12 protein-coding genes are annotated in these 25,264 nt (G+C 62.0%); 3 read left to right on the forward strand and 9 right to left on the reverse strand.

All coding sequences use genetic code 11. The annotated features are described in order from the left end of the window. Nucleotides 1-12: 12 nt before the first annotated feature. The 3 genes from J3R75_RS04045 to J3R75_RS04055 all read right to left on the reverse strand — a co-directional run bounded on the left by J3R75_RS04045 (nt 13) and on the right by J3R75_RS04055 (nt 11,821). Nucleotides 13-4,455 (reverse strand): Ig-like domain-containing protein, encoded by a 4,443-nt coding sequence (locus tag J3R75_RS04045; protein ID WP_307260066.1) that lies wholly within the window; start codon nt 4,453-4,455, stop codon nt 13-15. A 716-nt stretch (nt 4,456-5,171) separates the two neighbouring features. Further along, the gene (locus J3R75_RS04050; protein WP_307260067.1) at nt 5,172-8,237 is read right to left on the reverse strand and encodes a glycoside hydrolase; all 3,066 of its coding nucleotides are present in this window, start codon (nt 8,235-8,237) and stop codon (nt 5,172-5,174) included. Between the two features lie 47 nt (nt 8,238-8,284). Next, a complete protein-coding gene (locus J3R75_RS04055; protein WP_307260068.1) occupies nt 8,285-11,821 on the reverse strand; it encodes a glycoside hydrolase domain-containing protein in 3,537 nt (1,178 codons plus the stop codon). A 34-nt stretch (nt 11,822-11,855) separates the two neighbouring features. Between J3R75_RS04055 and J3R75_RS04060 the strand changes: the two genes are divergently transcribed. The 3 genes from J3R75_RS04060 to J3R75_RS04070 all read left to right on the forward strand — a co-directional run bounded on the left by J3R75_RS04060 (nt 11,856) and on the right by J3R75_RS04070 (nt 19,967). After that, nucleotides 11,856-15,299, forward strand: coding sequence for a hypothetical protein (locus J3R75_RS04060; protein ID WP_307260069.1), 3,444 nt, complete (start codon nt 11,856-11,858; stop codon nt 15,297-15,299). A 175-nt stretch (nt 15,300-15,474) separates the two neighbouring features. Continuing rightward, complete coding sequence (locus J3R75_RS04065; RefSeq protein ID WP_307260071.1) at nt 15,475-16,860, forward strand: efflux RND transporter periplasmic adaptor subunit; 1,386 nt, start codon at nt 15,475-15,477, stop codon at nt 16,858-16,860. Further along, complete coding sequence (locus J3R75_RS04070; RefSeq protein ID WP_307260072.1) at nt 16,857-19,967, forward strand: efflux RND transporter permease subunit; 3,111 nt, start codon at nt 16,857-16,859, stop codon at nt 19,965-19,967. Before J3R75_RS04065 ends, J3R75_RS04070 begins: the two co-directional genes overlap by 4 nt. 868 nt (nt 19,968-20,835) lie before the next feature. On the opposite strand, the gene J3R75_RS04075 is transcribed toward J3R75_RS04070, so the two are convergent. The 6 genes from J3R75_RS04075 to J3R75_RS04100 all read right to left on the reverse strand — a co-directional run bounded on the left by J3R75_RS04075 (nt 20,836) and on the right by J3R75_RS04100 (nt 25,177). Next, on the reverse strand, nt 20,836-20,967 hold the full coding sequence (locus J3R75_RS04075) for a PDZ domain-containing protein (RefSeq protein WP_307260073.1): 132 nt from the start codon (nt 20,965-20,967) through the stop codon (nt 20,836-20,838). Nucleotides 20,968-21,172: 205 nt separating this feature from the next. After that, the gene (locus J3R75_RS04080; protein WP_307260074.1) at nt 21,173-21,883 is read right to left on the reverse strand and encodes a sialate O-acetylesterase; all 711 of its coding nucleotides are present in this window, start codon (nt 21,881-21,883) and stop codon (nt 21,173-21,175) included. Further along, nucleotides 21,884-24,139 carry a pyruvate formate lyase family protein gene (locus J3R75_RS04085; protein WP_307260075.1) on the reverse strand — a complete coding sequence of 752 codons (2,256 nt, stop codon included), beginning with the start codon at nt 24,137-24,139 and terminating at the stop codon, nt 21,884-21,886. It lies immediately after the preceding gene. Between the two features lie 246 nt (nt 24,140-24,385). Beyond that, nucleotides 24,386-24,529 (reverse strand): hypothetical protein, encoded by a 144-nt coding sequence (locus tag J3R75_RS04090; protein ID WP_307260076.1) that lies wholly within the window; start codon nt 24,527-24,529, stop codon nt 24,386-24,388. Beyond that, entirely contained in the window at nt 24,522-24,647 is a 126-nt protein-coding gene (locus J3R75_RS04095) for a hypothetical protein (protein WP_307260077.1), read from the reverse strand. The genes J3R75_RS04090 and J3R75_RS04095 overlap by 8 nt, the downstream gene beginning before the upstream one ends. Before the next feature lie 290 nt (nt 24,648-24,937). Next, on the reverse strand, nt 24,938-25,177 hold the full coding sequence (locus tag J3R75_RS04100; protein WP_307260078.1) for a hypothetical protein: 240 nt from the start codon (nt 25,175-25,177) through the stop codon (nt 24,938-24,940). Nucleotides 25,178-25,264: the final 87 nt, after the last annotated feature.

Raw genomic sequence — 25,264 nt, forward strand, 5'->3', positions numbered from 1 at the left:
CTATTGATTTCATCATTCGCCAAGGATAAAAGCGCAGGCGCTATCCGCAGGTATATAGCCCGGCGCCCAGGCCTTCAATTGCACGCTGAGAACGCGAGAGACTTTCGCCGCTCTGTCGCCACTACTGTAACGTAGAGGATTCACACCAGCAGCGGCCTCGGCGGCGCCAGCCGCGTTTTCCGACACACAGGTCACCGCGAAGTTCCCGTCGGCGTCGGCGCGCAGTCGGACATAGTCCGAGCTGGCGCCATTCCGGCCATCTAGGCGGACGCGCACGCGCGCATTGACCTGCGCCCCCGGCACCGGCCGGCCAGCGCCGTCCCGCACCGTTACCAGCAGCTGCGGGGCCTCGCCAGGCGCGACCAGGAAACTCTGCGGAACCGCGTGCAACTGCAGAGCGGGCAGCAGTTCGCTGGCGCGCTGCTCGGGCAGCCCGGCATTCACCGCCGCCAAGGACGCCCGTTCCAGGCCACAGGCCGTATCGCGGTCGTAGATGCCGTGCGTCTGACCACTGTGAGTCACCCGCCAATGTACCTGCGCGATATTGCCAAGCTGGTAGCCCAGTAAAACGACACTGCCGCGACCGGCGTCCGCGCCTGGCCAGCGCACAATCACCGCCTGCTGTTGCTCATTCCACGCCAGCGCGGTCGCGCCGTCAGCGCGTATCGTCTGGACGCCCACGCCGGGATCCGTCAGCATCGCCGGCGCGTAGCGCCCGACCACGGCCAGATCGGCCCCGCCCAGGGCGCGTAGATGTGCCGGCCCCTGCAGGCTCGTATGCAAAGACAATGGCTGACTGAAGTCGCCTGCGACCGCCAGTTCCGCCGGGTAGGCCGTCTGCAAAGCCGCGTTGGCTTGATAACAGCCCGACGAGATCACCAGCGTCACGCCATCCGCCTGCAGACGCTGGACCAGCGACCACTCGTCGGCCGTCAATGCCCGGGGCGCATCAAGATACAAGGTGGCTAGCGCCGACCAGCAGGGGAGCAGCTGGCCAGCGTCGTCGTAAAAATCGTCCGCCAGCAGCGCCGTCCGGGTATCGTCGCCCGTGAAGAAGAAGCCCCGGCCGGCCTGCTCCAGCACATAGCGCTGAAAGACCAGCTCGCGATTGCGGTCAATCAACGCCACCGCCCGGCGCATCTGCGACTCTTTCGCGCGCAGGTCAAATAACGCCGCAGCGCTTTGGCCAAGGCGGCGGACGGCGCGCCCGAGCGCGTCGTCGTCCTCCACCTGCACGACGCAGAGGAGGAAATCCGGCGCATAGGGGTGAACCACAGAGCGGATCAGCGGCTCAGCCGCGCCAGCCGCCAAGGGCGCCAGCAGGCCGGACCATGCCGGCGGCAGCGCTGCTGCGCCGCTGCCCACGGGCAACACGACCACGCAGTGCCGATCACGCGGCAACTCAGCCGGCCCCAGCAAGGCTGCGTTGCGGGCATCGACGCCAAGGCCTTTGCCCAGGCCGCGCAGCGGGGCCAGCGCTGTCACCAGCTCGCCGCCGCCAACCGCCGCCACCATGTGGATATCGCCCGGCGTCTTCGCCATGACATAGAGCGGCCCATGAAAAGCCTGCATGGAACGGTAGCATTCATCGGGAACGACCTTGTCCGCATGCAACAGCGGTACGTGGTCCGCGGTGTGACCACCGCCAAAGGCAGCATGCCGGGGCCGATTCAGCCACGCCTCTTCGCGGCTCTGGTTGGTCAGGTCCTCAAAGGGCGCGATCACCCAATTCAGAGTGAATTCAGCCGAACCGGCCACGCCGGGCGTTTCCACCAGGCCGCGCCAGTAGCGTTCGAGGTAGTAGGCCGCGCCGCGGGTGGTGACGCCGCCGATGCCGCCCGTCGCCCAAGAGTACTTCGGACCATTCCACTCGGTGATCATCACGGGCCTGTTGAACAGCGCCGCCTCGGCGGCCAATTCGGCCAGATCGCGATGCACTTCGTCCAGCCGGCCGCTGTAGCGCCCGGTGTACTGATTGATACCGCAGATGTCCTCGTTCGGCAGAGGCACCACGGTATTGAAATGCCCCGCGCGGACGTACATGATCGGCGAACTGTCCAGCCGCTCACGCCGCAAGGCCTCGGCCACGTAGTCCAGCGGCTGGAAGGACGTGCCCGGAAAAGCCGCGTTGATGCTCGCGCCCCAGCTGTCCAGCTCGACTTCATTACCGACCTGGAGCACAAAGGGCGATGCATGGGAACTCGGCGACGCCATGCGCTCGACGGTGAAAGACAGCTGCTCGCCAAAAAGCCGCATGTCATCCCAGCTCTTTAGCGATTTGTAGGACGGGCCATAAGCGGCCAACTGAGCAAAACCCCCGCGCTCAAACAGCGTCCAAAACGACTCACTGAGCTTCAACCCGTAGAAACGGCCGCCCTCGACCCACAAATCCGCCAGCAAGGACGCGGTCGCCGCCGGACAAGCCGTCAGGCTCTCCTCCATCCACGAAAAAGCCGCCGTACGCGGGAAAGCCGCCTGGCCGTTGTAACGGAAAAACCAGTCGGGACGCCGCCTCACCAGGCCCTGCCGCAACACCGGCGTCACTCCCGACGCAGACAGCACCGACTCGCGCAAGCCGACCTCGCGCCGATCAGCCGCCAGCACCTCGCCATCGGCAGCATAAGCGACCATGCGCAACTGGAAAAGCTGCGGATTGCCCGGCGACCACAAAGGCACATTGACGGGCAGCCGCAGGTCCTGCCAGGCATCAACGCCGCCGCGCCAATCCCGCGCCACCAGCACCTTGCCAGTCGTGTCGCGCAGTTCCACACAGAGCCGCGCTACGGCAGCACTCAGACACAAAACCAGTTCTGGCTGGCCGGCGACGAGCTCCGTCCGCGTCCGAAAAGTGAAAGGCGCCACGGCCGGACCATCGTAAGACAAGAGGGCATCCGCCAGCGGTACCGCGTCGACGGCGTTCGTTCGCAACTCCTGGCTGAAGCTGCGCAGGTACAGATCGCGCAAATCAGGCAAGCTGTGTAGGCTGTCTTCTAGTAGCAACAGCTCATTGCGGGCAGCCAACAAGGCCATGCGCGCCTGCAGCAGCTGCCGCTGGCAAGCTGCCAGAAATTCATCCCGCACCGAAGCCAACGCCGGAGGATACGCCAGATAAATTGCGCCGGCGTCCAACGCAAAAGTATCGGCTTCGCCGGGGACATTTTCCACGCGCAATTCCATGCGCGTGACTTTGCGCGGATCGAAGCGCACACCCCGAAAAGGCATGGTGACATCAAAACGGCACTCCGTCCAGTCCTTGCCCGGCATGGGCTCCGGCCGCAAGTCCAAAAAAGCCTCCAACCCTTCGGGATGCTCACTGCACAAGCGCAGGAGAAAAGGCCGTTGCTCATGCAAAACTCGCGCCGGACAACGGATCTTCATAACGATCGCGCGGCCGCTCACATCAAGATAGCGGCCACCGTCCTCGCCAACCGGCACGTCCATACCCAGAAACACCGTCTGCGGGCTGTTCTCGCCCGTAAAAACGACCTGCTGCCGCACAAAGAACTCGCCATTCTCCTCAAGGCGCTCGGGCGCGGCCTGCGGTGGCGCCTGATACAACACGTGGTTCGACACGCGCGCGGCCGTGCGAAAGTCGTTCACCAGCGTCCGCGGCCGACCATCGAGTGCGGCAATGCGCGCGCGAAATGCCTCATCGGTCATGGCCGGAAGCGGCGACGCTGGGGGCTCGACCGCTGACGGCCGCTGTTTCCACGGCGCCGTCGGCGTCGCCAGCCGCGCCTGGGCAACAGCGGGATCCCGCGCCCACAGTTCGCGAATGGCCTGCAGTTCCTGCGTCCAGGCCAGAACGTGCTCACGACTGCCAGCCAGCTGCGCCAACTCCAGTTGATAGCGCTCGCGTACATCCTGCAGCCGCGCGTATTCCACCGCCACCGCCTCCGGCGGGCGCCGCCATTCGTCCTCGTCGTGATTATATACTGGCCCGTTGGGCACAAAAGCCAGCGAATCGACCACGAGGACACCAGCGCCGTCACGGCTGGACGCCGGGAGAACATGGCACTGGATCACCTGGTCAAATGAAAGTGCGCGAACCTTTTCTGGATCGGCCCCGCGATAGAGCTGGAACTCTTCGGGCGTCAGCTCGACCGCCAGCCAGTTCTCCGTCAGCGTAATGGCCTTTTTCAACGACCACTCGCCGCCGTCCCTGGTCAGCAGCCGCATGAATGCGGCCTGGGGCAGCACGCCCTCGCGGCGGAGCTGCAGACGCAGGACAGTGTTGCCCTTCACGGGCCGGAACATCGGCCAGTTGAAACGCGACCAGGGGCCTTCGTTGTAATGCAGCGCCATGGCGGCGGCGCTGCCCTCGGCTCCGGGCTTGATTAACTGCGCCTTTTCCGCGTCGCCGAGGCATTCAACCGTGTAACGCCAGATGCTGTCGTCGCCGCGCGTCGTCAAGGCCGCCATTGCCACCAGCCACACCCATGTCCAAGCTCTCATACACCACTCCATGTTCTTAAGTCACCGTTCATAACTTACGTTTACACATTGCAGTGTAAACGCTCTTTCACGTCATACCTTGTCGCCGACCAACATTTCCCTGGCCGCGAAGCGGCAAGCGCCCTGGAGGGGCGCTGACATCGTAGCCCAGGGCAAGCGACGCCGAAGGCGGAGCGCCGCCCTGGGTACAACGCCTATGTCGCCGACCAACATTTCCCTGGCCGCGAAGCCGCAAGCGCCCTGGAGGGGCGCGTGACATCGTAGCCCAGGGCAAGCGACGCCGAAGGCGGAGCGCCGCCCCGGGTACAACACCTATGTCGCCGACCAACATTTCCCTGGCCGCGAAGCGGCAAGCGCCCTGGAGGGGCGCTGACATCGTAGCCCAGGGCAAGCGACGCCGGAGGCGGAGCGCCGCCCTGGGTACAACGCCTATGTCGCCGACCAACATTTCCCTGGCCGCGAAGCGGCAAGCGCCCTGGAGGGGCGCTGACATCGTAGCCCAGGGCAAGCGACGCCGGAGGCGGAGCGCCGCCCTGGGTACAACGCCTATTGCGCTCGTGTTCCTCGGCCTCTTTGGCCCCAGTCGGCGCAGCTGACTGGGGCCAAAGAGGCAATGGAACCTCTACTTTTTTGTTTGCGATGTCGCACGCTTTCAGCGTGCCTGGGTATAGTCGCCCTGCCACATTTCGGTCGCCACCGGCAAGCGTCAGGCGCCGTCAGTCCTTGGCGGCGTCATCAAGCTCAATGAGCTCCATGTCGTCAAAATAGAGTGTGATGGATACCGGCACGCGCATGCGCTTTTCCAGGGCGAGAGACCCGGTGACCTCGCCTTCAGGCACCGTGAAGCGACCCTCCAGCAGCTGCCAGGTGCCCTTTTTGCTCAAGTCGTAACGACTGGTGTATTCATTGTGGAACCACTTGCCGTCACGAGACAGGCCACATTTGAAGCCGGGCGCGGCATCAGCCGGATCCACCGCGTCCACCCGCACCCAGCCACGCATGAGATAGCGCCTGCCCGTTTTTAGCGGCACGAGCGGCCCCGACGCGTAGGTCCAGCCCGCCACGTTTTTGCCCAACAGCTTCGCCGCCGCCGCGCCGCCGTGAACGACGTCGCCCTGCAGCTCCAGGTCGCTACCCTCGCCAGCGCGCCAGCGCAGCGGCTTGGTCTCAAAATCCGCCCCTGCCGGCATGACGAAGGGCTTGGGAGTCCAGCTGTCGTCCTGTTGCACCGGCACGCCCACCGGCAAACCGGCCAGTATCTCCGGATCGCCGGTCAGCAGGTAGGAATAACGCGGCATGGTCACGCTATCGACCACGCGGCTCTCAGGCGCAAAATTCACCGTGATGGCCGCGCCGTTGGCAAAACTACTGCGCTGCACCAGACCGTCGTCGCTGAGGCGCTCATGCTGCAGCATTTCCGAGTAGCCGACCGCGCGTCGCCAGCGGCACACGCGATTGTAGGTGTCCACAAAGCGATCGACGTTGCCCCAGAACAGATCTTGCTGTACATCCCACAGCACGAAAGTCGGCATGCCGGCGTGGATCATTTCCACCAGTTCCTTCTGCCACCAGATACTGGGCATGCGGTGGGTATTGTCGCCCCAGCGCCAAGTCGTCTCCATGCAGTCGCCATAGACCAGCTGGTACAAGGGCACCCGCCGCGCCGGATTGATGCCATATTCCAGGTAGCGCTCCGTCGGCTCGCAGGACGCAAAGGGTATGGCGTGTATCGCCTTGAAATTGGCAAAGAACGACGCCGAACTCATGATGCCCTCAAAATAATCTGCGACATGCGCCGCATAGTCGCGACCGCTCTCCGAACCAACGATCAGCCCGAGCTCATCGCTCAAATACCCCATCTGTGCCACCCGCGCTTCGCGGTCCTGCGTGCGAGTCAGCGGATGCCGCGGATCGTAGCATTCATAGAGGGCCACCGACGTCACGCAATCCAGGAAATACGACCCGTAGGGCGTCTGCGCCAGCCGCTTCGGCATTTTCTCCTTCAACACGTCCAACCCCCGCGTCCAGCAAATAACGTAACTGGGGTGCTTCTCGCCCGTCTGGGGGTCCGTCCAGGGACACCAGCCGGCCTGGTTTGACCCGTCTGCCTTCTTGACCACGTCGTCCGGAAAAGAAAAGCCCTCACAGCGCTCCCACTTGCCTGGCGGTATCTGCGGATCATAGAGATCGGTGTAGATGTCGTAGCGGCCCGGCAAATAGCCCCAGTCGCGCATCTGCGGGGCTTTATCGTACATTCCCGACACCAGCGCGCGTTCAACTCCGCGCCGATGCAGCTCCTCGATGTTCGCCCAGTGGCTGCCATAGATATTCACCGCGCCCACCAACTTGTCGATATTCGGCCGTTCACGGCGCTTCTCAGTCAAGGTCTTCAGCAGTCCCGTCTCCTTCACGTAGGCGCGATAACGCTTGGCCAAGGCCGTATAGGATCCCTCAGCCGCAAAATGGAACAGCAGGCGCCGCGTGTAACCGAAACGGCCCTTTTGTGGCTCCCACACCGGCTGTACCGACAGGCGATCGCCGCTGGTGCTGCCCACCTTCACGCCCCGGAACAGGCCACGCCCCCAGCAATCATCGGCCGTCTGAATGATCGTAATGACGCCATCGCCGCGCGCCAAATCCGTTTGGCCATACCACGGCATGGACAAATTGCCGCCAATAGCCCGACCATCCCACTCAAGTTCATCGACGCCAAACAGCAGTCCGGCCATCTGCGGAATCACCAGCCGCCCCGTGAGTTCTTCCAGGACTATCGGCGCCGGATAGGCCAGTTCCTTGAAACTCAAATCAGCATCGCCGCTGAGCTCAAAGGCCAGGTCGCCAGCACCCGGCAGCAACCACAATTTCGCGGTCAGTGGCATGTAATCGCCGAGTTCACGCGGATAATCCAACGCGATTTCGACGCCCAGCGCCGGTTTCGGCAGCGGCGTAATGCCGCGCAGCTGCGGGCCATCAATCCGCCCTTCAGCCAGAGAAGGCGCCGCGACGGCCGTTTCGCCCTTTAGCTCCGCCATTGCGTGGGTCATGAACTGCTTATGCTTATAGCCCGGCGGGAAAAAATACTGGCTCTGCCGCTTGGGTCCGCCGTCAGCATTGTTAATGCCGAAAGCCAAAAGGAATTTCCGGCCAGCGGCGGCCTTGGCATCAAAGGCCTTGATGACCGACCAGGGCACCAGCAATTCCATCTGCCAACCACGGCCACCAATTTTGGCCGCACCGCGGCAGCCCTGGGCCATGGCCGGGTTGGTCCAGCAGGAAATCACCAGTTCATCGCCATTGGGAATAAGCCCCCACTGCTCACGGCCGATCCATAGTTCAATGCCGTCCACATGCCACTGGGGCACGCCATCAACCAGGCCGGTAACCTTCTCGTCCACCACCTCTGCCGCGACCCAGAGTCCTTCGTCATCCCAGGCGAGGTGAAAACGGCCGGTGCCTGGCGCTCCGTCTTGGCCATTCTCTACCGCTATGCCCACGCCAGACCATTCGGCCAGATCGGCGTCCAAGTGCAGCTCGGCACTGCGACGCGCGATGGGCACCTGCCAAGTCTCGTGGCCCTTAGCCGCCGCCTGCTGCCATAGCCGGCCGCTGCGTTTGTCCAGCACGTCCCACACCGGCTGATCGCGATGGACGCTCACCCGCAGGCTGTCATTCTCAAACTGGTACACACCGTCATCTGGTGTCGTGCTGACACAGCCGACCAAGGCCACTATCGCGAGCGATGCAACGCCACAAAGGCTGCTTTGCCAATAACGTGCTGTCATCGTCATCTCCCGTACGTGTGTGTTTCTCAGGCTACTGCCTTAAATGCTTACTTACGCAGCACGGCCGCACTACGCAATACCATGTCAATCAACTTATTGCGGTAGGCGAGATACTCTACCGGGTCTTTGCTGTAACTGGTCTCGCTGCCCACCACTGCGTCGTCAATGGCCAGCAATGATGCGGAGGCCGCCACGATGTCGTCGTGACCACCGCGTGCCTTGAGCTGCGCCACGTTGTCCCGGAGCATCACCAGGTACTCGTAGTCCTGCATGCCATCGCGCAGATTCTTCAAGCGCATGGACGACAACGGCTGCCAGTCCGCCCCCGGATACATCATATTGCCCCCGCCATTGGTCACGCTGACGTGCTTGGCATTCATGACACTCCGGAAATAGGGCAGCCACGGTATCGCCGGCCAACGCAGCTCGCCAGCACGCATCGCCGTCAACTGTTCGTCGTCCAGCCAGTCCATGCGCCGCTCGGCGATAAATTCATTGCTGAGGTGCGCGAACTCACGCGGGCTGTTGGTCGGCCATTCGCGGTTCAGCCCCCAGAACAGTAGGCCGCTGAGTCCGAGTTTCCACGTCATCAACGGAATCACCCGCGGATCAATCCCCGGTGAATCCAAATTGAAATTCGCGTATGGCGTCAAAGGATAATCCGTGGGGTACCACCATATTTTCTCACCCAACGCCGCGCGCGCGGCATTCGCCTCGATGTCGATGTGCTGAAACAGCGGACACCAGATATCCACGTAGCCAAAAAGCCGCTCGTCAACGCGGGCGGTGTTCAAGCGCGGAATGTCTGGAAACAGTTCCTTGGCGTCGCTGTAATCGCGCATCATGTTGTCCAGCGCGCTGGGGTTGCGGGACATCAGCACTTCGTCGTGCCCAAAGAATATCGGCCGCAACCGCCCGCGGTACTTCTCCACAATTTCGCGCACCGACGCTTCCTTCTTGCGGATATCCCGAATGCTCAAAAACAGCATGGTCTTGCCGTTCTCGGCGCAGTAGTCAAGATAGTCGAGCCCGACATCATGGGCCCCGCCCCAGAGATTCATGGGCTCCAGCCGATGATCAAGGATGAACTGCCAGAACCCCGTCATGCTCTCTTTCGACGGCTCCTGGCCGTAAAAGGCCTTCACCCAAGAACGATCGAAGCAAAAAGCCGTGTCCAGCGAAGCGCTCTTGGGCAAAGTCAGCCCCGTCGCCTGAACCCGCACCGTCACGCTCGTAGGAGCGCAACCACGCGGCCGCAGAGTCACCGTGCTCAGATAGTCGCCGGCAGGCGCGCCCGCCGGCAGATAGACATCCACCCACACCGGCACCAACGCGCGCGGCTCCGGGAAGGCGCCTGAGTGTACCGGCTGCAACACGTCTGCATAATACACTGGGGCCTTCCGCGGCATCGCCGTACGCACAAAATCCACCACGAAACTCTTGCACGACGCGCCAGCCAGGGGCCGTCCAGCGCCATCCGCCAGTGACGTCACGTCGACGTCGAGGCCAGTCAGAGGCTTGCCCGGCATCGCCATCAACAGCACCTGCACACTGCCGTATTCGTTGCCCGACAGACGCAGCGCCGGCTCAACTCCCCGCTGATAAAAATCCGTGTCCTGGTCCGACACTTTGGTCATGGAACTCAGCACCATACTGGCGTAGCCGCGCTGACTCGCCGCGCTGCCCGGAGCGAAGAAGGCCCGCGCCCGCTCGGAATCGCTTGCAAGCGCCGTCAGCCGTTCGTCCAGCGCGCGGGCTTGTTCCAATGCCATGCGTGCGGCCGGGAAAGTCTTGAGCTCGGACAGTTCCGCCAAGGCGGCGGCGACCTCATTGCGCAACACCCCATACGCCTGTTGCAGCGTCGCCGGCAAATCGCTGCAATCCCCTGGCACCTTAGCCGCCAACGCCGCCAGGGCCCCTTGCGGATTGAGCAGCGCGTCAATCAGCACCTGCTGCCGGAGCGCCGTCGGCCGCTCGTCAGTCGGCGATACAAACAGCAGCTTGCCGAAACGCGCCGGATCATGGAAACTCCGTAGCGCCGTCCAGCTCAACACGTCTTCGCCGTGGGGATTTTCGCGGCAGGGATTGAAGCCCCACAGCGCGTCGCCGGCTGGCGCCGCCGTGCCCAGTTCAGCAAAAGGCACCGTCACCAGCGCGGTCCACTGGCCATCGCCCTTGTCGATCTGCGCCGTCCAAGCGGCATTCCAGCTGTCATCGCGTTCGCCTTGGCGATGGCATGAATCATAGAGACCGCCCGACGAATTCCCCACAAAATGGTAGTAGAGTTCCTGGGTCAGATCGGGCTGTATGAAGAGCTCGAAACAGTCGTTGTCCCACACCCGGCCATCGCGCGCCGTGATCTCGCCAGTGCGTTTGGCCATATCCTTAGCGGCAAATTCAAACAGGACATACAGTGTCTCGGCATCACGCAGCACTCGCGCCTGCGCGGCCTCGCTCACCGCCGCGCTGCTGTTCGCCGTCAACGCCAACGGCGGCGCCAGACGCCGAAAATCGTCAATCGCCGGCGGCGCATCAACCCACGACGCGGCACAGACATAATACGGCGCCTGCGTCAAGGCCGGGGGCGGAAAGGCCCCACTGGCCCGCGCGGTGACCGTTACCGGCCCCAGGAAGGTCACCGAGTCGGTTTGCTCGCTGCCCAGCATCCAGACCTGGTCCAGAGACACCGTCGCCGGATCGCGATACGGCAAGGCCGCCAGCGCCGGCGTAACCAAGTTATCGACGTAAATATCGTAGGTCCCGTGGACTTTGTTGACGCTATAGCGGATGCGATGCCAGGTGTTTAACGAAACGCTGGCGACGTCCTGCCAGCTCCACGTGAGGCTTTTGGACACCTGCAGCTTGCCGCCGTCCTGGACCACCGTGATGGCCTTGTAAGAACGGTCGTTGGCCAACATCGCATAGCGCGCGCTATCAGTCCCAAACTTGATCCAGTAGTCGATATCGAGAATTTCGGCCGCGCTGGCATCAAATTTGGCGCTGCGCCACGTGCCTTGGTGAAGCTTGCCATCGGGCTTGTGGACGCTGGTCAATTCCAGCGCCCGCGCAAACTCCGCCTGACCGGAATCCACCACGCGCTGCCGCTCGCCCTGCGGCGCATAGGCGCTGAAGTCCTCGTGATACAACACCGTCGTCTGCGGCAACTCCGCCGCCATCGCCCCGAATAGCCCGCAAAATGCCACGCCCAGCCACATCCGTTTCATTATCGGCCCTTTCAGCAATCGTCGGTCTGTAGATGTCACCCGGTAATGCCAGCTGCAACAACGCAGCTGGCACCCAAAATAATGAACAAAAACCACTGGAATGTATCCCGGCAGCACACGAAATACCACGGCAAGCAACGCTTTTCCAAAACAAGCCGGCGGGTCCACCGGGTCCACCGGGTCCACCGGATCCACCGGATCCACCGGGTCCACCGGGTCCACCGGGTCTACCGGGTCCACCGGGTCCCCTGGGTCCACCGGGTCCACTGGGTCCACCGGGGCCTCGGTGTCCACCAGCATTGTCCAATCCCAGACTGACCAGTATTGTAATAAGGCATTTTCGCGTACTACCCACATCATGCATTTCCCGTTTCACCCCCAAAGGACCGTCCTCATGCGCATCACGATCCTCACCCTCACCCTGTCGTTGCTCGCCGTTGCTCAGCCCCAAGCCATCTTTTTCCAGGCGGAAGACCTGCCCTTTGCCGGCGACTGGACCAAGACCAGCGAAGGCGGCGCACTCGGCCGCAGCTTCCTGATGACGCCCAATGAAGACGCCGTGCGACCAGCCGTGGGCTTCATCGCCATCCCCCACGACGGCAGCTGGCAACTGTGGGTGCGCAGCCGCGACTTTCCCAAAGACCGCCCCGGCACGCGACGCTTCGTCGTCGAAATCAACGGCCAACGCAGCCAACGCGAATTCGGCGCCCACGCAGTCGACAATCCGCAGGCACCAGCCTGGCAGTGGGAAGACGGCGGCAGCTTCGACCTTGAGGCGGGACCGGCCATAGTCGCCTTGCAACGCATCACACCCTGGAGCCGCGCCGACGCCATCGCGCTGGTGCCCACCGGCGCATCACTCCCGCGCACCCAAGACGACATCACCACCGCCAAGGTCCTGCCCGCCACCAGCCCAGACAAACTCGCGGCAGCCGCAGCGGCAGACCGCCCCGGCGTAAATGCGTCGCCAGCGCACGCACAAGACAGCGGCCGCGTGCTGGCGCGCCTGGACAACGACGCCATCAGCATGATCTTCAGCGCCGGCAGCCGCGACGGCCAGGACGTCGTCATGCTGCGCGTGGACTGCCGCAGCGAAAACGGCGGCGCGACAACCATCATCGCCCCGCGACTGGAATGCTACGACGTCCTCAAAGCCCACAACGAACTCACGATCGACGGTCGCCGCGCCGGCATTCTGGTCAACTGGCTTCTCACCCCCCGCGACCTCAAGGTCAGCTACCACGACATCAGCTACGACACCAGAATGTCCACCACCACCGGCAATCCCGAGGAGTGCGGCGATATGCTGCACTTCCTGCCCAAAGCATGCCGGCAACTGGCAAACGCCGTCGAGCTGCAAGCCGAGAATACCACCGGCACCATCACTGCCCGCTGGGAACTCGCCCCCAGCGAGCTATTCCCGCGCCTGACCCTGACCTTCACGCCAAACGCGGATGGCGTCTATGGCTTGCGTTATGCGGCGACGGCGCCCGTGTCTCCAGAAGACGTTGAAGAAATCAGCTGCCCTTTCCTGCATGCCTACCGCCGCCTGCCGGCTGGGCCCGAGCTCATTCCGTCAGAATTGACGGCTACGCCCATGGCCACCGTGCAAACCGCCGGCCCCCATTGCGCCGGCATCGCCATCGCCCCGGCGGACCTGCCGACGGCCTGGCCCGACTGCCGGGAATTCGAAGCCGGCTTCCAACTGGCCAACAGCGACGGCCACGCACAGCCCGCCGCCTGGCTGGTCATCCCCGGCGCCAGCGGCAGCGCCCGCAAAGCCGGTGAAAGCGTCAGCGCGCGGGCCTATCTCATCGCCCGCGCCGATGATTGGTTCGAGACCTACCGCGCCGTCACCAATACGCTCTGCAACTTGCGTGATTACCGCCAGAATCACGGCAATAGCCTCACTGATGTGCTGCTCAACACCATCTCACTTATGGCCGACGACGACGCGTCCGGCTGGTCGCCCGCACAAATGGGCTTCTGGAACATCGAATCGAAAAACACCGTCACCCATGCTGCGCCACTGTCACTGGTCATGGCCGCCATGCTCACCAGGGACGACGACCTGCTCGCGCGCCGCGCCGCGCCGGCGCTGGCCTTCCTCCTGTCGCGCCCCGATCAGCACGCCGGTGCCGTCCCCGCCGCACCCGGGCGCTACGGCCGCTTTAACCTGGGCCAACCGACCCGCATGTACGGAGCGGCCGTCCGCCTTTCGGCCTGGCAGCTGACCGGCGGTTACAGCCCGCAGTTCTGCGACCTGGCCTTTACGGACGACGGCACGCCCCAGCGCGGCAATGTCCATGCCATGGATGACGCGCTCGGCGCCTACCAAGCCACCGGCGAACAACGCCACCTCGAAATCGCCCGGCAGGAAGCCATCGACTACGCCAGAAACTACCTGCAGAACCAGAATCGCGACATCAACCCGGTGCATTTCTTCCAGGTGACCCACACGGGCAACTGGCGCGGGCTGCTGGCCGTCGCTGAAGCCACGGGCGACCAGGAACTGGCACGCATGGCCAATGAGATCGCCCGACGCATGATTGTCGGGCTCTACACTTGGCCCGTTGTTCAGCCCGGCATGATGACCATCCACCAAGGCAATCGCACCCGCACCAACGGCTGGATCTGGCTGAAGGGCGACAAGCTGTTCCTCCTCGGCTGGCCGAACTCCATCACCGGTGTCCATCCCACCACCCACGAAGAACTGGATTATCTCAGCGTGCCAGAAAAAGAAGTCCCCGGCTGGCTGCCGAGCGTGGTCGGCCTGGGCATCGAACAGCCCACGACCTACCGCCGCGGCCAGGGCACCTGCGCGCATATCATCATGGCCAACTGGGCACCGCATTTGCTCCGCCTGGACGCACTGACGCCCGAGCCGCTGTTCCGCACCGCCGCGCACAACGCCGTGCTGGGCCGCTGGGGAAACTACCCGGGCTATTATCGCACCGACTTCACCGACATCACCAGCAACACCGACTATCCCCTGCAGGGGCCCGATGTCTCCGGCATCTACTGGCATCACATCCCCTGCTTCCTCATGATGGTGGCCGACTACCTCGTCACCGACCTCGAAGTGCGCTCCGCCGGCGCCATCGCTTTCCCCGCCGGCCGCCAATGCGGCTACGTGTGGTTCGACAACCGCCTCTTCGGACACCAGCCAGGCCGGGTCTTCGACCGCCAGGACGTCTGGCCGTGGCTGCCCCGCAAAGGCGTCAGCGTCGATCGCCCCGAACTCAACTGGCTCGCCGGCTATGACGACGACAGCGTCTACATCTTCCTCAGCAACACCAGCAACACCGCCGTCGAAAGCACCGTCACCCTTGATCTGACTCATTTCACTGGCGACATCCAGGCCGTCTTCTCCAGGCAGGACAAAGACCACGAACGCCCGCGAAATGCCGCCGGCAGTCAGGCACGCATAACCGTTTCCCCGCAAGGCCTGAGCATTCTGCGTTTCCAGGGCCTGCAGCCCCCGGCGTCCTGGCAACGCGCAAAAACGCCCCTGCTCAAACCCGCCGATGGCTATCGCGCCGAGGTCAGCACCGACGGCCTGGCCGGCACCGTCCGCGCCAACTGGCTAGGCTTCGGCCCCGACCGCGCTTTCGCCCATATCTACAGCGACCACCAGGGCGATAAGGCCGACCGGGCAGAACTGCACCTGGAGCAAAACGGCGTCAGCGAGTCCTTCACCCGCGATTTCTGGCCCGCCGAATTTGTCCTGCCTATTGACGCCACCATGCCCGCACAACTCACCCTTACAGTCATTGATCGCGACGGCCAGCGCCATAGCGCACCTTCCCTCACCATCGCTCCGCCTTACACAAAATAGTACCTATGCCAGCAATGAGAACCGCCCCGCTACCAGTTTGTCTGCGCCTTTCCACACCGGCGCATGCGACTGTGAGAATTGCGCGGTGTCTGAGACAAGCAATTCAAGTTTGCGCACGGTCCGGTATCACCGACACAGAACAAGCGCTACCACCATCAAGGACAACAGACAAGCCATGACCACAAAAAGCAGCCGTTTTTTTGCTCGCCTTTTCAGAATTGCCCTCCGGACGCTGCCCGTGGCGCTGGCACTGGCAGTCGTCATTGGCCTGGTCAAAACTCGTCGCCGGCCCCAGCCCACTGACGTGGCAGAGCATCGCCAAGCGGCCCGGGTCATCGCCGTGGCCCGTCTGCCCTTTCGGCCTATGCAGCGTGCGTACGGCGTCGTCACTCCCCGTCGCATCTGGCTGGCTGTGGCAGAGGTCAAAGGGCGGGTCGTTGCCGTCCACGAACAACTCCTGCCGGGGGCGATCATTGACGCCGGCGAGGTCCTGGTCAAAATCGACCCGGTCGATTATGAGCTGGCCGTGGCAGCGTTGCAAGCCAGCCTCAGTGAGTTGACTGCCCGTCAGCAGGAGCTCGTCGCCGAAGAACGCAACTTGCAAGCATCACTGGCCATCGAGGAGCGTTCTCTGACCTTGGCGAAAAAGTCCCTTGAGCGCGTGCGCGGTCTCAGCGAACAATCAGTCGTGCCGCCTGACCAAATGGACCGCGAAGAACGGCAGGTGCTCCTCCAGGACCAGGCCATTCAACGCCTCAATAGCCAGCTGGCACTCCTGCCCGCACGCCAGGCAGCCATCAACGCCGGCATCGCGGCCGCCGAAGCCAATCTCCAGCGCGCGCGCATCGACCTGGAACGCACCATAATCCGCACGCCCTACCAATGCCGCCTCGGCGATGTCAACATCGAAGTCGGCCAGGTCCTGCAAGTCAATCAGCAGCTTTTTGCAGCCCACGGCACCGACCAGGTGGACGTCGAAGCCCGTTTCCGCCCTGAACAACTCCGGGATCTCCTCCCGCTAGACAAACGCCAGCAACTTCAACCGGGCCTGACCATGACCGCGCTGCGTGAGCTTTTTGATTTATCTGTAACCGTGCGGCTGGACAGCGGCAACTGGCACGCGTCATGGCCAGCGCGCTTCGATCGCATCCGCGAAACCGCCGACCCGCAAACCCGCGACATCGGCGTCGTCGCCGTCGTCGACAATCCCTTTGCCCAGGTAATCCCCGGAGTCCGCCCGCTGTTAATCAAAGGCATGTTCTGCGCGGTGGAACTCATGGCCCCCGTGCAAGCGAACGCCATGGTGCTACCAGCCAGCGCCGTGCACAATGGCCACGTCTTCGTCCTGGATGCCGACTCACGCCTGCGGCAACGCCCGGTGGAAGTCGCTATTCTGCAAGGCGATCTGGCCGTCATCAGCGATGGCCTCCAGGAAAATGAGCTGGTCGTGCTCTCCGATCTCTCACCGGCCATTGACGGCATGCTCATCGATCCCGTGCATGACCACGCGTTGCCAGCACGGCTACGCGACCAAGCCGTCGGCGAGGAGGCCCGACCATGATCCGCTTCTTCGCCGAGCATCCCACCGCCGCCAATCTCCTCATGGCGCTGTTCCTCATCAGCGGCCTGGCCGCACTACCGCGGCTACGCCGCGAAACCATGCCCGACTTCAGCCCCAGCGAGGTCGAAATTCGCGTGCAATTCCCTGGCGCCAGCGCTGAAGACGTCGAAGAAGCCATCGCCCAACGCATTGAAGACGCCTTGGACGACATCAGCCATATCGAGGAAATTCGCGTCGACGCCCGCGAAAGCCTCTGCATCACCACGGTCGAGATGAGCAACAACGGCGACTTCCAGGTCTTCTTCAACGACATTGAACGTGCCATCGACGCCATTGACGACTTTCCCGCTGACACGGAAAAGCCCGTGGTGCAAGAACTCGGCCGCACCGACCACGTTCTTGGCCTCATCATCTCCGGCCCCGTGGACGCGGCCGGCCTCAAGGACTACAGCGAGGACTTCAAAGACCGCCTGCAAGAATCCGGCCTGCCGTTGGTCGACATCGCCGGTTTTTCCGAACGGCAGTTCCGCGTCAGTCTCTCCGAACGGGCCTTGCGCCGCAGCGGCCTGAGCGTGCCAGCCGTTGCCAATGCCATCGCCAGCCAAAATCGCGACCTCCCGCTGGGCACGATTGAAAGCCGCGACCAGGACATTCTCATTCGCCTTACTGACCAGCGCCGCTCCGCCGACGAACTCAAGAACATCGTGGTCCGAGCCACGACCAGCGGCGCACTCGTGCGCCTGGGTGACATCGCCGAAATCGCCGATGTCTTCGAAATCAACGAAGACCGCATCGAACACCATGGCCGACGGGCCGCGCTGCTGTCCATCCGGAAAAACAAGCAGGACGACAGCATCCGGATAGCCAAGCGCGCCAAGGCACTGATTCAGGCAGAGTCCCACCGCCACCCACAGCTGTCTTTCACCATCACCCAGGACGAATCGATCATTTTGCAGGACCGCCTCGATATGCTGCTCAGCAACGGCGTCCAGGGCATGCTGTTGGTCTTCCTGGTGATGTGGGCGTTCTTCAGCGCCCGCGTGTCGTTCTGGGTGGCCATGGGCCTGCCGGTGTCATTTTTGGGCGCATTCCTCCTGGCGCCCCTGCTGGGGCTCACGGTCAATATGTTTACCATGGTCGGTCTGCTACTGGCCCTGGGACTGCTGATGGACGACGCCATCGTCATCGCCGAAAACATCGCCACTCATCGCGAACAGGGCAAAACTCCGCTGGCGGCCGCGATCGACGGCACCCGCGAAGTCGCCGCCGGCGTCTTTTCATCCTTTGTCACCACCATCTGCGTCCTCGGTCCATTGGCACTAATCACGGGCCAGATCGGCCGAGTGCTACGCGTGGTGCCGATGATCCTCCTGCTGGTGTTGACAGTGAGCCTGATCGAGGCCTTCACCATCCTCCCCGCCCATCTGCACCACGCCATGGCACGCCAGCGCGATAACAAAGTCAGCAGGCTGCGCCAAAAACTCGACGCGCTTTTCGCGTGGTTTCGCCTGCGAATTATCGCCGGCACTACCGCCAAACTCATTCGCGTCCGCTACCTGGTGTTCAGCGCTGTACTCGCGCTCTTCATTCTCTCGGTTGGCCTGATCGCCAGCGGCCGCCTGAAAATACAGGGCTTCCCAGAGCTGGAGGGCGATGTCCTGACAGCACGGCTGCTGCTGCCGCAAGGAACGCCACTGGCGCGGACCGATGAAATCGTCGACCACATTCTTGACGCCCTCCAGCGCTGCAACGATGTCTTCACGCCAAAACAGCCCGAACAGCAAGCGCTAGTCAAAAACAGCTTCGTGCAATTCGGCCTGAACAGCGACGCCTTCGAGAATGGCCCCCACGTCGCCACCATCACGGTGGATCTCCTTGCCGCCGAAATCCGTTCGGGCAGCATCAACGACTACATCGCCGAATGGCAACGACAGATCGGCACCCTCAGCGACGTCATCAGCCTCAGTATCACCGAGCCGGGCTTCGGACCCGCCGGCCGCCCCATCGAAATTCGACTCCGCGGACAGAACCTGCAAGCGCTCAAAGACGCCGCGCTGGCAATCCAAGACTGGTACCGACGCTTCCCAGGCGTCTTCAATCTCAGCGACGACCTCCGCCGGGGCAAACCCGAACTGCGCCTGAGCCTGCGCGAGGAGGCCCACAACGCCGGCAGCAGCGCCGAAGATATCGCCCAGCAACTGCGCGGCGCCTTCAAAGGCATCACCGCCGATGAAATCCTAGTCGGCAACGAATCCTACGAAATCGATGTCCGCATGACCGACGCCGACCGCAACAGCCGCCGCGATCTCCACGACTTCATGATCGTCCTGCCGGATGGCCGCCAGGCGCCCTTACGCAGTCTCGTGACCTGGGCTGAAGGCCGCGGCTGGGCGCGCATCGGCCGTTTCAACCGCCAGCGAACAGTGACGGTCATCGGCGAAATCGACACCCGCTTGGTCAACAATAACGAACTGGCCGGGCTCTTTCGCCAACAGGTCATGCCCGATCTGCAACAGCGCTATCCCGGCGTCGAGGTGAGCTTCGCCGGCGAGCTAACGGAAACGCGCTTTGCCCGCAAGTCCATGCTCAAGGCCCTGGCCATGGGCATGGTCGGCATCTTCATTCTCCTGTCCTTCCAATTCCGGACCTACACTGAGCCGCTGATCGTGATGATCGCGATACCCTTCTCCATCATCGGCATCATCTGGGGCCACGTGCTCATGGGCGTGCCTATCAGCATGCCGAGCCTGCTGGGCTTTATCGCCATGGCCGGCGTCGTGGTCAATGACTCCATCCTGCTGGTGCTCTTCCTCAAAAATGCCCGCCAGGAAGGCCAGGCGCTGCCCGAAGCCGCCGTGGCCGCCAGCCGCGATCGCGTCCGCGCCATCCTCATGACCAGCAGCACCACCATCGCTGGCCTCCTGCCCATTCTCCTCGAACGCAGCCTCCAGGCACAAATCCTCAAACCACTGATCATCAGCACGGCGTTCGGACTACTGGCATCAACTTTCCTCGTCCTCTTCGCCCTCCCCTGCTTCTACGTCATCCTCGGCGATATCGGCTGGATCGAATCACAAGCCAGCATCGACAAACACCACCTAAAATGACCTACGCACCCCCTACCCCAATGCTGCTTTGGGCATATCGGGTTGCCAAGGCCACGATCAATGCAAGCAGATAGCTCAGCAGAGTGCCAAGAAGCACGTACTCAGCGTACTGCTTGTCTTTGGAACTCTCACTAAAACGCAATATCGATTTCGCCGTGATCAAAAAACCTATAGCTTCAATACTGCCACAGAGCACAAAAATGAAAATCAGGAGGCGCTCCACATAACCGATCTTTTGGCCGACCCCAGGTCGTCCAGATGCAGCTCCAGACAAGCCCCGCAAACACAAAGCGATGAACCTGCCCCCCAGCCAAGTCAAGCAGAAAATCGCCGAGACGTATAGCACCGCGCCCTTCCACAACGCTGGGTAATGTGCGAAATCTTGTGATAGAAAGAGATACTTGACATGCGCCGTAGGCGCTTAACTATGCTTAACCCCAGGCTTTAGCCTGGGGAAAATGCTCTCCAGTCAATCGTGCCCCGTAGGGGCACAACTGGTTGCCTGACAAACACAATCTGAACACGATTACAGACCATTTTCAACCAAGACTTCGGTGCTGTAGTGCCTCTACGAGGCACTGTTCGATAGGACACCTTACCCCAGGCTGAAGCCTGGGGTTAAGCATGGTCGTGCCCCTACGGGGCAAATTCATGCATAACTACCTAACAAGGAGTCTATTGTATAAAATCCTTTCGCAAAAGAAGAGATTCGGTCACATTGGCGCAAATACATGTGTTCATCACAAGATTTCGCACATTACCCAACGCTGTCATCTCCATGAACATCCTCCCACTATTCCACGTCGTTTCATTGCATTCCCAGGCAACCAAATAAGATTGCTTTCAACAATGCAACCAAATTAGGTTGCTAAGCGTTGGCACTTATCCGCAGCAGCCGACGAAAATAGTCCCACTTGCCGGCGTTGGCAATTTTGCTGACATTCTGCCGCTTGACCTTGAGGATATTGGCAATCTCCTCGTGAGTTTTGCCCTCAAGCAAATGCGGAATCAATTCAGCCTGGGGTACCGTCCACCGGTTGGCAATATCTCCCTACACAGCAAACAACAGCATATCAGTCGCAGTGGTTCCCTCGCCAGCAAACGCCCAAAATTGCTTGTTGTTCTCCCGTTGTTCCAATGCCTCCAAGCGAGAAAACGCCTGAAATAGACCTGTTCGCCATGCTGCAGTCGCGCCACGCGCAACGTCAGCATGGCGTGGCCGTGCGCAAACACTGATATGCGGCGAAATAACGGCGGCCGAACGTCCGGCAGCTCGGCGAGTCGAAGTGAATCAGGTCCTCGCGCGGCGTCAGGCCAACCGCCGACGCAATGGCGCAATGCGGCCGGCTCTGCGCAAGCCGGTGCAGTGCGGCATTGACCAGCGGAAAGAAACGACAGCGGCCATTCTGATACTGGCCCGCAAACTCGCCGATCTCGCCGAGAACCAACGGCACCTCCGTAATACCCAGTTCGTGCGTGAGACTGTCCATGATGCAAGTGAATTTCTCCTCGTAGGCGTCGGCGTCGGCCTGGCTGTGACTGTCATTTTCGCCCTGATGCCAAAGAATGCCGACGATATGGCTATCCTGCTGGGCCTGTCGCGCCCGCCGCAGCGCCTGGCTGTACAACGCACCGCCGACCGCCCACTGATCCAGGCAAGTCCCGCCGTCGGCGCAGGGAATGAGCCCCACCCGGCCGCCGTCGGCCTTCACAAATTCCTCGGCGAAGCTGGCCGCCAGCCCCACGCCGGCGAAGGGCCGATCGGGATTGATGGGCTCTCGCATGGGCACCCACCCGTGATCCCGCAGCATGAGGATGTCCGGATGGACAATGTCCGGCACGACGCCAAGATCACCGCGGCCGGCCATATTCGACTGCCCGAGCATCAGAAAGGACTGGATGGCCGCCGTGCTCATTCAGTGCGCCCCCATCTTTTCGAGGTGCTCGGCCTGAGCAATGAACAGATCCTGCTCTTTGCGGCTCAAGTTGACGAAATAAACATTCCAACCGCAGACGCGCACCTGCAGGGTCGCATAGCGATCCGGGTGCGCCTGGGCATCCCGCAGCAACCGCGCGTCGAAGACGTTACCCTGAATGGAATGCCCGCCCTTGCGGAAATAGGTTCGTACCAGCGCCAGCATGATCTCCAGGCCATCGTCGCCCTGAACGGCGCTGGGGTGCATGATGAAATCGAGCATGCCGGCATGGTTGAAATTGCTCATGTCCATCTTGGTCACCGAGTTGATCAGCCCCGTCAGGCCCTGCCGATCCATACCGACCGTCGCCGAGAGATTTTTGGAATGGGGCTCGCCACAGCGCCGGCCATCCGGCGTCGCACCGGTCTTGGCACCGAATTTGACATTGAAGTCAATGGATATCTGCCCCTGTTTGTAGAAGCCCCCACGGCCGTTAGGCTGGTTGTTGATCAACGACGTCGTGTAGTCGGTGAGATCGACCATCAGTTCGTCAGCCAGCGCGCTGCCACTGCCGTATTTGTCGCGGTCGGCGCGAATACGCTCACGGAGCTCCTCGGCGCCCTGCCAATCCTGCCGCAGCGCCGCCGCCAACGCCGGCAAGCTGATATCACTGCGGTCATAGACATATTTTTTCACGGCCGCCAGTGAATCCACCGTCGTCGCCAGACAACTGACGTTGAAGACTGTGCTGCAGACTTTCGCCCCGAAGGCATACGCATCCACACCGCGCAGCAAACTCTCAGCAATGGTCGCCGAATACAACGATGTCGGATTGAATTCGTGCAGAAACGGCTCGAAGCAGTTGGCGATGGCCATCATGTACTGTGTGATATCAGCCAGCTGTCGCTTGAAGGCAACGTAAAAGGCTTCGAAGCTCACGAGGCTCTCCGCTTCGCCGGTGGCAGGCCCCAGGCGATGCCCAGTGAGGGGATCCACCCCGTTGTTCAGCGTCAGTTCGACCACCTTCGGCAAATTGAGCCGCAGGGGTATTGTCTTGGCCTCGTTGCGAACAGCGTAGTCCCAACAGCCCGTCATAACGAAAGTCCGGGCGTCCTCCAGGCTCATGCCGCACTTCAGCAGCGACGCAATGGCATTCTCACTGTTGATCAGCGAAATGCTGCTATTGCCGCCGCGAATGGCTTCCAGTACCCGCTTGATGAAAGCATCCGGCGTGGCCTCGGCAATGCACACCTGCAGTTTCGGGTCGTAAAGCCCGCACTCGTCGTAAGCGTCGAAAATCAGCCGGCTCAACTCAGTGATCTGCACCTTCCCAGCAGCGTCCATGGATCCGAAATACATGGGCTGCTGATAGAGCACGTGCATCGCCGCAAAATGATTCAAGAAATACTTGAACAGCTCCTTGATCTGCTCGCGAGTCGCCGCGCCACTAGCCACATCACGCTGGTAGAAACCGTTGTAGAGCACGCCCATGTCCCCAAGCGTGCGCACCCGCGCCATCTCAACATTTTCCTGCAGCTTCCAGTAGAACATCGCCAGCACCAACGCCTCGTAGGTGTTCACCGGCGCCGCAACGGCCAGACGCCGCAACGCGTCCGCCAGCCGCTGCATCTTCGCACTGCCGGCCGCATGCAATGACACCTCCGCTGCCAGACGCTCGGCAAAACCGATCATCGCCTCGTAGCTGATCTCGATGCCGTCGTAAAAGGCCGTCTGCGCTGGCGTCAACTCCGTCTGCTCGCAGCGGAAATGCCGCGTGCGGGCAAGCAGCCCCGGCAGCCCCAGTGCCAGCAGGTCGTCCCAGTTAGGCGACGAATGGGCGTAGTCCGGATACATCACAAAAAGCCCGTCGTCCCGCCCCTGCCGCGCGCGCTCGCTCACATAGGGCTGCACCGACCCCTGGCACAGCTCGTTGATCCATTTGCCGCTGAGCCGCCCCAGAATCATCCGCACATGCCAGCCAATATCGGCCTTGCCAACCACCTTCACCACGTCAAAATGAAAGCCAAACCAGTCCAGCGGATTCACCGCCAGCCGGGCATTCGCCAGAATGAAGGCAAAAGCCCGCGCCTTCACCACCGGGTGCGGCTCGCCGGCGAGGCCCTCAGCCAAGGCCAGCGCACCCTTCTCCAGATCGTCGTAAACCAGCCCAGACGCCTCGCGGTACGCCGGCGCCTCGTACTGCCGGTCGAGTTCCGCCCGATCACGGGCAAATGTATGCCAAAGCAATTCAGCCATTGCCTCACCCCTTCGGCGGTGGTCAGGGGCAGAGTTCCCCTTCTACCAAACCTTCTCGAAATCCTTGTGACTCAATCCGGCGCGCCAAGCCGGCAGACGCACCCGCCACTCAGCGACTGCGCCTGCAGCTGTAATTGCGTCATACCATACCCCCAGCCAGGCACGTTCTAAATGTCCTCGCAGTGCAAATCCATACCATTCCGTGATAACAAGTATTGTCCTCTTACCGAAAACAGGCGTCCAACCTCAGCCCAAACACTGTTCAGCATCCGTGTCACCGCGTAATCGGTCAGTAACCACCCCGGTGGAGAAAACACCGGGGTGGTTACTCCTATGAAACCGATGCTCTTCATTTAACGGTATCCATGGCAATGGCACTTGTTCAACCAAGCAGCCTTTTCTCGTCGTGCATTTCCGCCGCGAAGCGGCAGAAGCGCTGAAAGCGCGAAGCATACCAGCCCAGGGCAAGCGGCGCCGAAGGCGCGCGCCGCCCTGGGTAGCGCGCCATATTGGTCCGTGTTCCTCAGCCTCTTTGGCTTCAGTCGGCGAAGCTGACTGGAGCCAAAGAGGCAATGGAACTCATTGATTGCTGCGGCAATTTTGCGCTGTGACCCTTCGTCGCAGGTCTTTTAGGCCGCCCTTTCAGGGCTCTTTTGGGTTGGGGCACCTTACCCAGGACGACGCGCCCTACGGGCGCTTGCCCTGGGCTATCTTAGGGCGCACCTTCGGTGCTCATAACCTCGGCGAATGATCTTGTGCATGGTTACCAATCAACTCATCGCCGGCGATTGCCGCATGCTATGTGAAGAGCATTGCTCCGATGAAATCCGCTGCCTGGTTAGCCACCCATGGGTAATGGCTGGGCGGCGACTGGCCGTGGGTTTCCTGCAAATTGTCCCCGGTGTTTTCCCCACCGGGGTGGTTACTCCTATGAAACACGTTGCCGCAAAGGTCGGCGGAAATCAAGGTCGGATGGCTGGGCGGCGGCGGGCCGTGGGTTTCCTGCAAATTGTCCCAGCGAAGCGCCGGGGTGTACACTGACCGATTACGTCACCGCGACCTTGATGCGCTCTTGCCCGATACACCACGGCACCGAAAGTGCCATAATACAAAAAAGCCGCCGGG

This window comes from Oligosphaera ethanolica (genome assembly GCF_030814695.1).
Classification (GTDB): domain Bacteria; phylum Verrucomicrobiota; class Lentisphaeria; order Oligosphaerales; family Oligosphaeraceae; genus Oligosphaera; species Oligosphaera ethanolica.